General features: G+C 61.3%; 11 protein-coding genes. 6 read left to right on the top strand and 5 right to left on the bottom strand.

Translation table 11 applies throughout. The annotated features are described in order from the left end of the window. The first annotated feature begins 86 nt into the window (after nucleotides 1-86). Complete coding sequence (locus PSEBG33_RS24330; protein ID WP_005784173.1) at nucleotides 87-1526, top strand: TolC family outer membrane protein; 1440 nt, start codon at nucleotides 87-89, stop codon at nucleotides 1524-1526. Nucleotides 1527-1649: 123 nt separating this feature from the next. Here PSEBG33_RS24330 and waaA read toward each other — a convergent pair whose 3' ends face one another. Together waaA and PSEBG33_RS24340 are read right to left on the bottom strand one after the other, a co-directional pair. Further along, the gene (gene waaA / locus PSEBG33_RS24335) at nucleotides 1650-2927 is read right to left on the bottom strand and encodes a lipid IV(A) 3-deoxy-D-manno-octulosonic acid transferase (protein WP_005784171.1); all 1278 of its coding nucleotides are present in this window, start codon (nucleotides 2925-2927) and stop codon (nucleotides 1650-1652) included. 23 nt (nucleotides 2928-2950) lie between these two features. Continuing rightward, nucleotides 2951-3841 carry a LysR family transcriptional regulator gene (locus PSEBG33_RS24340; protein WP_005784169.1) on the bottom strand — a complete coding sequence of 297 codons (891 nt, stop codon included), beginning with the start codon at nucleotides 3839-3841 and terminating at the stop codon, nucleotides 2951-2953. Nucleotides 3842-3944: 103 nt separating this feature from the next. On the opposite strand from PSEBG33_RS24340, the gene PSEBG33_RS24345 reads away from it, so the two are divergent. Genes PSEBG33_RS24345 through PSEBG33_RS24360 form a run of 4 tightly spaced genes read left to right on the top strand, consistent with a single transcriptional unit; the run spans nucleotide 3945 to nucleotide 7330 of the window. Further along, nucleotides 3945-4280: a DMT family transporter gene (locus PSEBG33_RS24345; protein WP_005784167.1), complete on the top strand. Its 336-nt coding sequence runs from the start codon at nucleotides 3945-3947 to the stop codon at nucleotides 4278-4280. Nucleotides 4281-4335: 55 nt separating this feature from the next. Beyond that, nucleotides 4336-5511 carry an NAD(P)/FAD-dependent oxidoreductase gene (locus PSEBG33_RS24350; RefSeq protein ID WP_005784166.1) on the top strand — a complete coding sequence of 392 codons (1176 nt, stop codon included), beginning with the start codon at nucleotides 4336-4338 and terminating at the stop codon, nucleotides 5509-5511. Beyond that, entirely contained in the window at nucleotides 5508-6320 is an 813-nt protein-coding gene (locus tag PSEBG33_RS24355) for an aldo/keto reductase (protein WP_005784164.1), read from the top strand. The genes PSEBG33_RS24350 and PSEBG33_RS24355 overlap by 4 nt, the downstream gene beginning before the upstream one ends. A 41-nt stretch (nucleotides 6321-6361) precedes the next feature. After that, nucleotides 6362-7330, top strand: a complete 969-nt coding sequence (locus PSEBG33_RS24360; protein ID WP_005784162.1) for a hypothetical protein — start codon at nucleotides 6362-6364, stop codon at nucleotides 7328-7330. 68 nt (nucleotides 7331-7398) lie between these two features. Here PSEBG33_RS24360 and PSEBG33_RS24365 read toward each other — a convergent pair whose 3' ends face one another. From PSEBG33_RS24365 to msbA, 3 genes are all read right to left on the bottom strand, one after another. Next, nucleotides 7399-8334, bottom strand: coding sequence for an NAD-dependent epimerase/dehydratase family protein (locus PSEBG33_RS24365; protein WP_005784161.1), 936 nt, complete (start codon nucleotides 8332-8334; stop codon nucleotides 7399-7401). Beyond that, nucleotides 8327-9751 (bottom strand): bifunctional D-glycero-beta-D-manno-heptose-7-phosphate kinase/D-glycero-beta-D-manno-heptose 1-phosphate adenylyltransferase HldE, encoded by a 1425-nt coding sequence (hldE, locus tag PSEBG33_RS24370; RefSeq protein ID WP_005784159.1) that lies wholly within the window; start codon nucleotides 9749-9751, stop codon nucleotides 8327-8329. The genes PSEBG33_RS24365 and hldE overlap by 8 nt, the downstream gene beginning before the upstream one ends. 192 nt (nucleotides 9752-9943) lie before the next feature. Beyond that, entirely contained in the window at nucleotides 9944-11749 is a 1806-nt protein-coding gene (msbA, locus tag PSEBG33_RS24375; protein WP_005784157.1) for a lipid A export permease/ATP-binding protein MsbA, read from the bottom strand. A 157-nt stretch (nucleotides 11750-11906) separates the two neighbouring features. Between msbA and PSEBG33_RS24380 the strand changes: the two genes are divergently transcribed. Beyond that, nucleotides 11907-13748, top strand: a complete 1842-nt coding sequence (locus PSEBG33_RS24380) for a bifunctional O-antigen ligase/aminoglycoside phosphotransferase family protein (protein WP_005784156.1) — start codon at nucleotides 11907-11909, stop codon at nucleotides 13746-13748. Nucleotides 13749-13762 lie beyond the last annotated feature (14 nt).

The following is a 13762-nucleotide window of genomic DNA, read 5'->3' as shown; positions in this document are numbered from 1 at the left end:
CTGCTTCAAGGCTTGACGCCAGGAATGGCCAGCCTTAGCCTTGAGCGCTAAATTATTGCCGTAATATTTAAATTAGGGATCGCCTCATGCTGCGCAAACTTTCACTGGCTCTTGCCGTGTCTTGTGCGACCAACGGACTGGTCTGGGCAGCTGAAGCGCCCTTGTCCACCAACACCGATCTGGTCAGCGTCTATCAGGAAGCGGCGAGCAACAACGCCGACTTGGCCGCTGCCCGCGCTCAATATGGCGCGCAAAAAGAGGTGGTGCCCCAGGCGCGCGCAGGCCTGCTGCCGAACCTGTCGGCCGGGGCCGACAGTAACAATGTGCGCACCCAGATCGACCAGCCCGCCGCCACGGCCAACCGTGACGCCCACTCCTGGCGCGCTACCCTGAGCCAGCCGCTGTTCCGCGCCGATCGCTGGTTCCAGCTGCAAGCTGCCGAAGCCGTCAACGAGCAAGCCTCGCTGCAACTGTCGGCCAGTGAGCAGAACCTGATTTTGCAGAGTGCCGAGAGCTACTTCGCCGTGCTGCGCGCCCAGGACAACCTGGCGTCGACCAAGGCCGAAGAAAATGCCTTCAAGCGTCAGCTCGACCAGTCCAATGAGCGCTTCGATGTGGGCCTGTCGGACAAGACCGACGTGCTGCAATCCCAGGCCAGCTACGACACCGCCCGAGCCAACCGCATCGTGGCCCAGCGCCAGGTAGACGACGCTTTCGAAGCGCTGATTACCCTGACCAACCGCCAATACAACTCGATCCAGGGCATCGTCCATACCCTGCCGGTGCTGCCGCCGGCGCCGAACGACGCCAAGGCCTGGGTCGAAACCGCCGGGCGTCAGAACCTCAATCTGCTAGCCAGCAATTACGCCGTGACCGCCGCCGAAGAAACCCTCAGGCAGCGCAAGGCCGGCCACCTGCCGACACTCGATGCGGTCGCGCAATACGAAAAAGGCGACAACGACGCCCTGGGGTTCAGCAACCCGAATCAGTTGCCTATCCCGTACGGCGGCGATGTGTCGCAACGCACCATCGGCCTGCGTTTGAACATCCCGATCTACAGCGGCGGCCTCACCAGTTCGCAAGTGCGCGAATCCTATTCACGCCTCGACCAATCCGAGCAACAGCGCGAGGGCCTGCGCCGCCAGGTGGTGGAAAACACCCGCAACCTGCACCGTGCAGTGAACACCGACGTGGAGCAGGTGCAGGCACGCCGCCAGTCGATCATTTCCAACCAGAGCGCGGTAGAAGCCACGGAAATCGGTTATCAGGTGGGCACGCGCAACATCGTCGATGTGCTGGACTCACAGCGCCAGTTGTATGCGTCGGTGCGTAACTACAACAACAGCCGCTACGACTACATCCTCGACAACCTGCGCTTGAAACAGGCGGCGGGCACTCTGAACCCAGGGGACCTGCAAGACCTGGCGCGCTATCTCAAGGCCGACTACAACCCGGACAAGGACTTCCTGCCGCCGGACCTGGCCAAGGCCGCTGCCGAACAGCTCAAGGCCCGCCCGGGCTATTAAGCTCACCGCATAACCAATGTGGGAGGGGGCTTGCTCCCGATAGCGCTGTGTCAGTCGCCCAATAGGTTGGCTGACCCACTGCCATCGGGAGCAAGCCCCCTCCCACATTTGATGGGCGCTGGGTCAGTGAGCGATCAATCTTTCCAAACCGTCCAAAAGGCGTTTTAACGCACCCTGGTTGGCCTGCATCACTTTCAACCCCGCCTGCGCCATCCTGTGTGCATCCTGCGGCAGCTCGAAAAGCTGCCGCACCGCTTCGGCCAAACCGTCTGCATCATCCACCTCTCGCAACGCCCCGGCGTCGCGCATCATCGTGCTGATTTCGAGGAAGTTGAACAAGTGCGGCCCCATGATCACAGGCTTACCCAAAGCCGCCGGCTCCAGCGGGTTGTGCCCGCCGGTCGGCACCAGGCTGCCACCCACAAAGGCACTGTCGGCCAGGGCGTAGAGAAACAGCAGCTCACCCATGGTATCGCCGAGCAGCACCGAGGTTTGCTCGGTGACCGGTTCACCGCTGGAGCGACGCACCGTGGCAAACCCTTGTTGCACACTCAGCTCGAACATCGGGCCGAAGCGCTCCTGGTGACGCGGCACCAGAATCAGCAACGCGTTGGGATAGCTCGCCAGCAATTGGCGATGGGCAGCCAACACCACTTCGTCTTCACCTTCATGGGTACTGGCGGCGATCCACACTGGCCGGTCGCTGGCGCCCCACTGTTCACGCAAGTCAGCGGCGCGGGCCGTCAATTGGGGGTCGATGGTCAGGTCGAATTTGATCGAGCCAGTCACCTCCACCGTTTCAGGCCGTGCGCCCAGACTGCGAAAGCGCTCCGCCTCGGTTTGCGTCTGCACGGCGAACAGGCTCATTTGCGCCAGCATCGGCGCCGTCAGCCTGGCGAACCGGGCGTAGCCCTTGGCCGAACGCGCCGACAACCTTGCATTGGCCAGCGCGACCGGGATACCGCGTTGAGCGCAGGCATGGATATGGTTGGGCCATAGCTCGGTTTCCATGATCACCGCCAGCTTGGGCTGCACTCGGTCGAGAAAACGCTTGGCGGCGCAGGGCAAGTCGTAGGGCAAGTAGCAATGCTGGATGCGCGGCTCATTGGCGAACAACGCCTGGATACGCTCGGAACCGGTAGGCGTCATGCAGGTGACAGTGATCGGCAGTTGCGGATACCGCGCCAGCAAAGCGCGAATCATCGGCGCGGCGGCAATGCTTTCGCCCACCGAAACGGCGTGCACCCAGATACCGCCGGGGCGCATCACCGGCAAGCCATAGGAAAACCGTTCGCCCACACGTTTGGCATAGGCCGGTGCCTTGCGCGCGCGCAGCCATAAACGTAAGGCCACCAACGGCAGCGCCAGGTAAAACAGACAGCTGTAGAGAGTTCTATTCATGGCGGCGGAGTTTATCGGCTTTTTCAGTCGATCGCCTGCAAGCACTCGGCAAATCGTTTAGCCAGGAAGCGAGCGGCGGGCCCCAGGTGCTCATCGCGCCGCCATACCAGTTCCACGACCAGCGCCGGCGGTGTCCATTCGCTGGCTAACTCGACCATCTGTTGTTGGTAGGTCGGGTATTGCACGATGTGCCGAGGCAGCCAGGCCCAGCCCAGGCCGCTCATCAGCCATTCGGCCAATACGTAGAAGCTGTCGGCGCGCCACACCAGAGGGCTGGCCGCTTCGCTGCCAGGGTAGACGCTGGTCTGGGTCGACATCAGCAACTGCCGATGCTGGGCCAAATGCTGGCAAGTCACGTAAGTTTCCTTGGCCAACGCATGATTCACCCCGCATACCGTGACCATTTCCACACTGCCCACTACCCGCCGCTCAAGGGCCTCCGGGATTTGGTCGTGATAGAACAACAACCCAAGGTCCGCCTGGCGCTCCACCAGCTTGCGCGCCACATCGCCCTGGGCGGCGCTGGACAACTGCACTTCCAGCAGCGGGTATTGCGCCGCCAGCGCCTCCAGGCTATCGAGCACCGGCTGAAACAACATCGCCTCATCCTGGGCCAGCCGCAGGCAGGCTTCCTCGCCACGTGTCAGGGACAGCGCCCGGCCGTTAAGCCGCTCGCATTGGCGCAGCACTTCACGTGCTTCTTCCAGCAACACGCTGCCGGCTTCGGTCAGGCGTGGCTGGCGGCCGCTACTACGTTCGAACAGGCTGACGCCCAGGTCCGCCTCCAGCAGGGCGATGCCATTGCTGACCGCCGATTGCGCCTTGCGTTGCCCGCGCGCTACGGCAGAGAACGAACGCTGCTCGGCAACGCTGACAAACAGGCGCATCTGTTCCAGATCCCACTGCACGCTCATGGTTGAACCTATCTTGAATTCGGATAGGTAATGACTTTACCGCATCTGTTGAACCTCTAGAATGCCGACCTTATCAAACCAGCTTCACCTTGAGGATTGCCCCATGAACGCCGCCTACTGCTACCTGGCCATTGCCATTTGCTCGGAAGTGATCGCCACCGTCTCCATGAAAGCGGTCAAAGGCTTGAGCACACCGATCCCGCTGCTGCTGATGATCGCGGGTTATGGCGTAGCGTTCTGGATGCTCACCCTGGTGGTGCGCACCGTGCCCGTGGGCGTGGCTTACGCGGTCTGGGCAGGGCTGGGGATTGTGATGGTCAGTGTCGCGGCGCTGTTCATCTACGGGCAGAAGCTGGATGTGCCGGCGATGCTGGGCATGGGCCTGATCGTGCTGGGCGTGGTGGTGATTCAGCTGTTCTCGAAAACCGCCGGGCACTGACCGTCACTCAACAGCCTGTATACTGCGCCTCTTGTCTTGAACACTGAGGTCGCCGATGCCATCCGTTATTTCCACCGACGTTCTGATTGTCGGCGCCGGGGTTGCCGGCCTCTGGCTCAATGCGCGCCTGCGCCGCCAGGGGTTTTCCACGGTACTGGTGGAAAGCGCCAGCCTGGGCGGCGGGCAAAGCGTGAAGTCCCAGGGGATCATTCACGGCGGGGCGAAATACGCCCTGCACGGCGCCCTCACCGGCGCCTCCGAAGCCATTGCCGACATGCCGCGGCGCTGGCGTGAAGCCCTTGCGGGTGACGGTGAGCTGGATCTGTCCGGCGTGCGCGTGTTGTCCCAAGCGCATTATTTGTGGTCCCCGGGCACCCTCGCCGGCAACCTCACCAGCTTTTTTGCCAGCAAGGCCGTGCGCGGCCGCGTTGATCAGGTCAAGGGCGAAGAACTGCCTGCTGCCCTGCAAGACCGCCGCTTCAAGGGCAAGGTCTATCGTCTGGCGGAGTTGGTAGTGGACGTACCGAGCCTGATCGAACGCCTGGCGCAACTGGCGGGTGACGGCTTGCTCGCAGGCCAGCACATCGAGCCGTTGCTGGACGGTAATACGCTGGTGGGCTTGAAGGTCGATGGCCGCGAGATCCGTGCCCAGCGCATCGTGCTGAGCGCTGGCGCCGGCACCGCTGATCTGCTCGCAGCCCTGGGCCTGAGCCAGCCGGCCATGCAAAAACGCCCGTTGCATATGATCATCGCCAAAGGCCCGGGCCTGAAGCCGCTGTATGCCCATTGCCTGGGCGGCGGCACCAAGCCACGCATCACCGTAACCACTCACCCGGCTGCCGATGGCAACTGGGTGTGGTACCTGGGCGGGGATATCGCCGAGGCCGATGGCGTGGCGCGTACGCCTGACGAACAAATTGCCACCGCCCAGAAAGAGCTGGCGCACCTGCTGCCCTGGATCGACATGAGCCAGACCCGGTGGGGAACCCTGCGGGTGGAGCGCGCCGAGCCGCTGCAATCGGGGCTGAGCCGGCCCGACAACGCCTTTCTGGCCGAAGACGGCCGCCTGCTGGTCGGTTGGCCGACCAAACTGGCCCTGGCACCGGACTTCGCCGACCGCGTCCTCCACGCTCTGGAGCGCGACGGCATTCGCCCCGGCGCCAGCACCCCACTGCCCGAACTGCCAAAACCGGCTATCGGCCAACCCGCCTGGGAGCAACTGTTGCCATGAGCCTGCCAACCCTGCACGACCTGCATCGCCCGTTGGGCAGCACCGGCCTGCTGGTGTCGCCATTGGGCCTGGGCACCGTCAAACTGGGCCGCGACCAGGGGGTCAAATACCCCAGCGGCTTTCAGATTCCCGGCGACGACGAGGCGCGAATGCTGCTGCGCCAGGCTCGCGAGCTGGGCATCAACCTGATCGACACCGCCCCCGCCTACGGCATGAGTGAGGAACGCCTGGGCCCGTTGCTGCGTGGCCAGCGCAACGACTGGGTGATTGTCAGCAAGGTCGGCGAAGAGTTTGCCGATGGCGTGTCCCGTCACGACTTCAGCGCGGCCCATACGCGAATGTCGATCGAACGCAGCCTGAAACGCCTTGAAACGGATTTTATCGATTTGGTGCTGGTGCACTCCGACGGTAACGACTTGCACATCCTCAACGACTGCGAGGTTTACCAGACCCTGGCCCAACTGAAGAAGGACGGCAAGATCGGCGGTTTCGGTTTCTCCGGAAAAACCGTCGAAGGCGGCATAAAGGCCCTGGAACAGGGCGATTGCGCGATGGTCACCTACAACCTCAATGAACAGGCCGAGAAAACCGTGATCGATTACGCGAGCACCCATGGCAAGGGCATCCTGGTAAAAAAAACCCTGGCCAGCGGTCACGTGTGCCTGGAGCCAGGAATGGATCCAATTCATGCCAGTTTCCAGCTGTTGTTTGCGCAAACGGGCGTCGCCAGTGCTATTGTCGGGACCATTAATCCGCTGCACCTGGCCCATAACGTGGCAACCGCTGCCCGAGTCATCCGTCAACTCTGATGCCGCCCACGCGGCCGACCCCGTCGCACAAAGGAGCCGACATGCCGCGTACGCTCATAAGAAAGAACCCCAGTAACTTCAAGACACTGCCGCTGCACGTAGAGGCTACCCCCGAAGGCCTGAGCTACCAGAGCGTCGGCATGCCGCTCAACTTCGCCCAGACCCTGCAACGGCGCAAGCCGGTAGAGGTGCCGGATGCCGAACGCTTCGCCCTGGAACTGGCGAACCTCGGCGTCTCGGTGCGCCTGACACTGCACTGGCAAAACAAGGATTACTGGGTGCTGGTGCGCCAGCGTCGTCAGGACCGCGGCGATGTGGTGCTCAAGCTGATCTCCGGCTACGTCCCGGCCCATGAACTGAACCTGCCGCTGCACACCGCGATCCAGGAAATTGCCGAAGAGTGCCTGCTGGAGACGCCTGAAGGCTGGCTCGGCGGGCGCTTCAATGACACCTGGCTACCGGCGCCCTACTCCGCCGCCCTGCATTACCGCGAAGCTCTGCCGTTTCGCCTGAGCCCCTTGTCCGGCGCCGCACGCCCGGTACGCTGCGCCACCACGCAACTGATCGAGCGCCCACGAGCCTATGTGCACCTGCCAACGGCATCGCTGCAATTGATTTATGACCTGCGCCTGGAAGTGCCAAAGGAAGCCAAGTCCCTGAGCTTGTTCCATGTGGATGAACGCCTGGAAGGTGACCAACTGGTGGCGCGCCTGGATCGTCAGCGTCCGGATCTGTACCTGATGCCATTGAAAGACGGCGAGCCGTTGGCCGAACTGTATACCGTCAAGAAAGATCAGCTGTACCCGGCCAGCACACGCGGTTTGTACCTGGCGGAAAGCTTTGCCCAGCAAGAGGGCTGGCTGGTGCGCGATGAGCGGATTCGCTGGAAGGATTGGCTGCGCCAGCAAGGCCTGGCAGAGCCGGAAAAGGACTCGAAACTCAAGCGCCTGACCGGCAAGGCGCGGCAGATGCTGCGCAAGATCGTACCGAAGAAAAACATCAGGAGCTGATGCGCTAACCTTTCATTGAGGCGCGAGGAGGACGGTTCTGTCCACCTCGGCTCATGCAGGTAAAACCGTCAGCTGTTCAACAGGCGCTCCAGCCCCACTTTCAACGGGGTAGGCTCGGGCGGCGTGAAACTGGCCAACAACCGTTGGTTATTCGCCCTTGAATGCCGAATATCGCCCGAGCGCGCCGCTTCATATGTCACAGCAGGCAACGAGCCCAAGGCCTCTTCCAGCGCCTGCAGAACCTGCCTGAGGGTGGTGGTGCGGCTCCAGCCGACGTTAATGGCCCCCAAGGGAGCGTCTGGCACTTCAACGGCCTGCACCAGCACATTGACTAAATCTTCCACATACATGAAATCGCGGGTCTGCTCACCATCGCCGTACACGGTGATAGGCAAGCCACGCTGGGCACGCTCGCTAAAGATGCTGATCACGCCGGAGTACGGCGATGACGGATCCTGGCGGGGTCCGAAAATATTGAAGAAACGAAAAATCACCGGCTCCAGCCCATGCTGGCGGCGGTAAAAATCAAAATAGTACTCGCCAGCCAACTTGTCCGAAGCATAGGGCGTCAATGGGGCTTTAGCTGTCTGCTCGTCAATCGAAGCACCTTCACCATTGTTGCCATACACAGCTGCGCTGGAGGCAAATACCACACGCTTCACACCGGCCTTGCGCATTCCTTCGCAGACATTCAAGGTGCCGACGAAATTGCTCTGATGGGTGCTGACGGGATCATCCACCGATGCTTGTACCGAAGCTACAGCCGCCAAGTGCACCACCGCCGTCACACCAACAAGGGCCCGCGCCACCTCTTCGGCATTGGCGACGTCACCTTCAAGCAGTTCGACTCGCTCGTTATCGAGCGGCAAATTGCTTCGCTTGCCAGTGGACAGGTTATCCAGCACGCGGACCCAATAGCCTCCAGCAAGCAGCGCATCAACCAAATGTGAGCCGATGAAGCCAGCGCCGCCAGTGATCAGAACCCACTTTTTAGTATCAATCATTATTACGGATCTTCTCGACGATAGCGGTGGTTGAGCTGTTTTCAACTAGGCCCAGCACTTTGACCTTACCGCCGTAGGCGCTGACGATATCCGCCCCCACGACCTGGTCGACGGTATAGTCACCACCCTTTACCAGCACGTCAGGCTTGACCTGGGCCAGCAGATTTTGCGGAGTATCCTCGGAGAAGCTGATCACCCAGTCCACCGCGCCCAGGCCCGCCAGCACCGCCATGCGCCGGTCAACACTGTTGATCGGACGGCCCGGCCCCTTCAGGCGGCTAACCGAAGCATCATCGTTGACCGCGACGATCAAGCGATCGCCTTGGGCACTCGCCTGCTCCAGGTAGGTCACATGCCCGGCGTGCAGGATGTCAAAGCAACCGTTGGTGAACACAATGCTTTCGTTATGGGCACGTGCATCGTCAATCGCCAGCAGCAACTGCTCCAGGCCCAGCACGCCGCGCTCCGAGCCTTCGGAGCGCTGGATCGCACGGCGCAACTCCGGTGCGCTGATGGCCGCGGTACCCAGCTTGCCCACCACAATGCCCGCCGCCAGGTTGGCCAGGGCCACGGCGTGGGGCAGTTCCTCACCGGCCGCGATAGACGCCGCCAGGGTGGAAATCACGGTGTCACCGGCACCGGTAACGTCGAACACTTCACGGGCCCGCGCCGGCAGGTGCATGGCCGGATGGTCAGGTCGCAGCAGGGTCATACCGTGCTCGCCACGGGTCACCAGCAAGGCGCCCAGATCAAGCTCGGCCATCAGCGCCGCGCCCTTGCTCACCAGTTCGTGCTCATCGGCACAACCGCCGACGATGGTTTCGAACTCACTGAGGTTAGGCGTGAGCAGGCTGGCGCCTCGATACACCGAGAAGTCCTTGCCCTTGGGATCGGCGAGTACCGGAATGTTGCGAGCCTTGGCGGCCTGGATCAGCACCTGGTGATTCTGCAAGGCGCCTTTGCCGTAGTCGGACAATACCAGCACCTTGATACCTTCGAGCAGCGCCTCGACCTGGTCGCCGAGGGCCAGGGCGTCGGTGGCGAAGGGTTCTTCAAAATCGATACGCAGCAATTGCTGGTGACGGCTCATGACCCGCAGCTTGACGATCGTCGGCTGATGGGCGATGCGCTGGAACAGTGCACGCACGCCGGCCCCCTGCAGGCTGTTGGCCAGGCTTTCGGCAGCTTCGTCGTCGCCGGTCACACCCACCAGGGAAGCCGGGGCACCGAGGGCGGCAATATTGAGAGCGACGTTGGCAGCGCCACCCGGGCGGTCTTCGATTTGCTCGACCTTGACGACCGGTACCGGAGCCTCAGGGGAAATCCGTGAGGTACCACCATGCCAGTAACGGTCGAGCATGACATCGCCGACCACCAAGACAGCGGCTTGATTGAATCGCGGCATGGACAACTTCATGGAGCAACCCACATACAAAATGAACAGGGGCGCGATATTAGCACAGGGTTTGCGGTCGCTTGCGCGCACTGCAGGCCAAATGTGGAAGGGGGCTTGCCCCCGATGGCGGTGTATCAGCTTGCACAAATGCCGGTTGATACACCGCTATCGGGGGCAAGCCCCCTCCCACATTAGCTCTGTGTCGCTGTCGAATCAGGTGATGTCAGCCGCTACCGGCGCATCCAGCCCCATGGCATGCAGGCGAGCGTAATAGCCGTTCTGCGCCAGCAACTCGCCGTGGGTGCCGCGCTCGACAATCCGCCCGTCATCCATCACCAGAATCAGGTCGGCTTTCTCGATAGTCGACAATCGGTGCGCGATCACCAAGGTCGTACGGCCTTGCATGACTTTGTCCAGTGCCGCCTGGATATGCCGCTCGGACTCGGTATCAAGGGCCGAAGTGGCCTCGTCGAGAATCAGCAGCGGCGCGTTCTTGAGCAAGGCGCGCGCAATCGCCAGGCGCTGACGCTGGCCGCCGGACAACAGCACGCCGTTCTCACCGACCTGGGTATCGAAGCCTTTGGGCAACTGGTCGATGAAGTCCTTGGCATTGGCATCCGCCGCCGCCGCTTCAACGTCGGCACGAGGTGCACCGGCCAGATCGCCGTAGGCGATGTTGTTGGTTACGGTGTCGCTGAACAGGGTCACGTGCTGGGTGACCTGAGCAATATGCTTGCGCAGGTTGAGCAGCTTGTAGTCTTCGATCTCTACGCCATCGAGCAGGATCTCACCGCTTTCATGGTGGTAGAAACGCGGGATCAGGCTGGCCAGGGTCGACTTGCCGCTGCCTGAACGGCCCACCAGAGCGATCATCTGCCCAGGCTCCGCGGTGAAGCTGATGTCCTTGAGCACATGGCGTTCGGTGCCTGGGTAGGTGAAGTTCAGATTGCGCACTTCCAGGCGGCCATTGACCTTGTCGCGCTCGATGGTGCCGTGGTCGACCTCAACGTCTTCGTCCAGCTGTTCAAAGATGCTTTCTGCGCCCGCCACACCTTTTTGGATGGTCGAGCTGACCTCCGAGAGTTGACGGATCGGCTTGGGCAACAAGCCGGCCAGGGTGATGTAGGCAACCATGTCACCCGCCGAGGCATCGCCACGCAGATACAGGACCAGGAACATCAGCACAGCCATGGCGGAGTAGATCACCAATTGCAGCGCCGGGGTGTAGATCGCCCCGGTGCGGGTCATGCGCAGTTGCTTGTTGGTGTTGCTCTGGCTGGCCTTGAGGAAGCGCTTCTCTTCGTAGACTTCGCCACCAAAGCTGCGCACTACGCGGTAGCCCTGGATGGTTTCCGAGGCCACGTGGGTCACGTCGCCCATGGCCACCTGGATCTTCTTGCTCTGCTTGCGGAATTTCTTGCTGGCGGTGCTGACCATTACCGCAATCAACGGCAGGATCGCGATCATGACCAGCGTCAGGCGCCAGTTCATGTACAGCAGGGAGGCGAACAGGAAGATCACCGTCATGCCTTCGCGAATTACCACCTTGATGGCATCGGTTGCCGCACCTGTGACCATGGTCACGTTGAAGGTGATGCGGGAAATCAGGTGCCCGGAGTTGTGGTTATCGAAGTAACGGTTGGGCAGCGTCAGCAAGTTGTTGAACAACTGCACCCGCAGGTCATGAACCAGCCCCAGGGAGACCTTGGCCAACAGATAGTTGCCCAGGAACGAACCCAGGCCCTGCCAGGCCGCGATCAGGATGATCAGCAGCGGCACCGCCTGCAGCAGTTGCAGATCGCGCAGGAAGGGTACGGTGGGGAACAACACGGCTTCCGGATTGGAAAGGCCGTCTACAAAGTACTTGAGGATGTAACCCAGCATCGGTTGGGTCGACGCGAAAATCAGAAATCCAAGGATACTCAACGCGAACAAGCCCATGTAGGGCTTAACGTAACTGAGCAGGCGGAAGTATATTTTCAAGCTCGAAGGGCTTGCGCTCGGACTGGAGTCGGTCATATCACGCGGCGTTTTGAAAAAGGAGGCTGACTTTAGCACAGCTTCTCTGTTGTACTTGCACCCGGTATACCCGCGGCCCGGTTGGATCTGACCGGCGACATTACATAGCCACTAGCTTAAGATGGTTGGCTTTCTATTTGTGGAATGGCTCTACTGTATGCACTCCAAGCGCCTTATCTATGGCTCAAATCGCGTTTTCGACTTCCTGGTCCTTTGGATTTTACCTGTTGGCTTGCTGCTGCTCCTGAGTGCACTTTTCTTCGTCGGCAATCGTAATGTCCTGCACCGGATCGTCTACATCCTGTTCAGCGTACCGACCTTGTTTTTACTGTGCATGCGCCCCCGGGAGCTCAGGGATCTGCTACGAGAGCCCCTGGCTATCGCCTTTCTAGCCTTTTCCGCCTGGGCCTTGGCCAGCCTGCTCTGGAGCCCTGAGCCCAGTTCCGATACCGACCTTTTCAAGCGGCCGCTCAATACCTTCATGCTGTTTGGCGGCTGCGGGCTCCTGCTGCATTACCGTAATGAACTGTTCAAGCCGATCTTCTTTGGTGCCGCCGTCATTGCGCTGGTGGTAAGCCTTTGCAACCTGGTGGTGTTCGTCAAATCATTCCAGCCCGGCATGCGCATGATCGGCGGCCTTGGCGCCCTCGACAACCCGTTGCTCAGCTCGCACCTTTTTGGTTTTTTCACTGTGTATTGGCTGTACGCCTGCATGACCACCCAGCGCTTGAAGGTATTGTGGTTCAGCGTACCGGCCCTGGCGATCATGGCGGCGGCGGTGCTGGCGACCGGCTCACGCACGCCGCTGGTGGCGTTGACGCTGGCGATCCTGTGGATGAGCTTTGTCAGCCGCAACCGCCGCTCGGCATTGCTTCTGGGCGGCATGGTCCTGGGTGCTGTCGCGCTCCTGGTGCTCTACCCCGAATCGATCACTGAACGAGGCAGCTCATTCCGCCTTGAACTGTGGAGCATGTCGTTGCGGCTTATCGCCGAACACCCGTGGATCGGTCACAGTTACGACTCCGAACTGTTTCTGACCCTGGCAGATGGCGACCAACTGCGCGAACCCCACAGCTTTGCGCTCGGGGTGCTCTACTACGTCGGTATCATTGGCTTTATCCCGTGGATCTTCATGCTCGGGTGGGGCCTGTACAAGGGCCTGAAGGAGCGCGCACAGCCGCTGTTCATCCTGGCATCGTCGCTGCTGGCCTATGGCATCGGCGCTGGCCTGACCGAAGGCGGCGGCATTCTGTCGCGGCCCAAGGAACATTGGTTCGTACTCTGGATTCCGTTGGCAATTATCACAGGTCTGAGCCTCGCCCAGCGCCACCGCAGCCTGCTGCGCATGCCGGTACAGAACATCAAGGCCCCGGCTTTCGAGCAGCTGTGCAGCAACGCCCATGTCATTGAAGCCGATGGCCTGGGCCCCAAAGTACTGCGCCTGCAAGACGGTAATTTCCTCAAGGTGTTCCGCCCCCGCCGCTGGTACACCTCAGGCAGTTTCAACCCCTATTCCGAGCGCTTTGCCAGCAACAGCGAGCAACTGCGTACCCTGGGGATCCCCGCTCCGCAAATCCTCGGGCTGTATCGTTTGCCCGATGCCAGCAGTGCCGTCACCTACACCCCCCTGCCCGGCCTGACTTTGCGCCAAGCGTTGCAAAGCCTGGACAGCAGCCTGCGCGAATCACTGGTGGAGCGTTTTGGCCGGTTCATGGCGCAGTTGCACGAGCGAGGGGTGTACTTTCGCTCGTTGCACCTGGGCAATGTGTTGTTGATGGACGATGGCGAGTTCGGCCTGATCGACATCGCTGACCTGCGCATCTACCCCTCTTCACTGCGTTACGCGCTGCGCCAACGTAACCTGCGTCACATGCAGCGCTACCCACAAGACCGCAACTGGCTGTTCGAAACGCATTTCGAACAACTGGTCAAAGGGTATGCCTCGGTGGCAAGCCCGGCCGCCACTGCGAAAATCCGCGAGCAGGTACAGGGCCTGTAGTAGGAGGGATGGCG

This window comes from Pseudomonas synxantha BG33R (assembly GCF_000263715.2).
In the GTDB taxonomy this organism is placed as follows: domain Bacteria; phylum Pseudomonadota; class Gammaproteobacteria; order Pseudomonadales; family Pseudomonadaceae; genus Aquipseudomonas; species Aquipseudomonas synxantha_A.
Note: the sequence above shows the minus strand (reverse complement) of the source record. Positions and strands in the feature narration are given on the sequence as shown.